This is a genomic window from Streptococcus pseudopneumoniae (assembly GCF_001076775.1).
GTDB classification, from domain to species: Bacteria; Bacillota; Bacilli; order Lactobacillales; family Streptococcaceae; genus Streptococcus; species Streptococcus pseudopneumoniae_G.
The window spans coordinates 1-1,151 of record NZ_JVGV01000003.1; the positions used below are offsets into that span (position 1 = coordinate 1).

Sequence of the window (1,151 nt, forward strand, 5' to 3'; positions counted from 1 at the left end):
ACCTGCTGCGCCATCACGTCCGTCGCGTCCTGGTAAACCTTGTGCTCCGTCTTGACCATCACGTCCTTGAAGACCTTGAGCACCCTGGTCACCCTTAGGTCCTTGTAGCCCTTGTGGCCCTTGTGGTCCTGCAACTCCGGCTTCACCTTTTAGACCTTGAGGTCCACGAATGTTACCAATCTTATCCCAAGTTCCGTTTTCTTTCTTATAAACATCACCTGTAGTTGCATCGATATAAGTGTCGCCATCTTTACCATCATCTGCTGTTGGTGCTTTAGGTCCACTTAATAATTCAGCACCATTACGTCCGGCTGCACCTGCTGCACCATTGGCACCGTCTGTACCATTATAAATTGGTTGTTTAGCAATTAAGTCATCTATACCTTCATCGTACCGACCATTACCATTGTTATCAAAGTACGCTGTAATAAGAGTACCTTCTCTTGGTTTTTCTGCTGGTGCTGTAGATGGGGCGTCTGCTAAAGCTCTTCTTACTCTTCCGCTTCTTTGATTGTTTAATCTTGCTGCTGCTTCAGCTAAGGCATTTAAGTCAATGGTTGGTGTACGTCCATCTTTACCATCTTTAATGTTAACTGTTACAGGTTCTTCTCCTGGAACTGTAAATGTAATGTCAGTACTGCGACCATCTGCTCCACGAGCAGTTGTGATTTTTGGAGTTTTTCCGTCACGTCCCGCTGCTCCTGTTTCACCACGGTCTCCACGTTCTCCTTTTTCACCTTGCGCTCCGGTTAGACCACGTTCGCCTTGGTCACCTTTTTCGCCTTTAGCACCATCTGCAATGACAACTTCTTTTAGTTTTGTATCTTCTGCATCAAATTCGTTGTTATCATTTTGGTCATAATAGAAGATAACTGTTGTTGTTTTATCTGCGTCATTTCGTTGAGTCGCAACTAATGGACTTGCGCCATCGAAACCATCTCTTACAACAGTACTTGTAACATTACCTCTACCGTCGTTAATAGTGATAGTATGAGTGCCGTCATTTTTATTATCTTTAACGGTTACGGTTGGAGTTACACCGTCACGACCTGCCTGACCTTGTGCTCCAGTGAGACCGCGTTCACCTTGGTCTCCTTTTTCACCTTTAGCTCCAGTTAGACCGCGTTCGCCTCGGTCTCCTTTTTCACCTT

1 pseudogene is annotated in these 1,151 nt (G+C 45.4%); it reads right to left on the minus strand.

The features are described 5' to 3' along the window. Positions 1 to 1,151: pseudogene (locus ADJ60_RS00020) on the minus strand (YSIRK signal domain/LPXTG anchor domain surface protein); the annotation flags it as partial.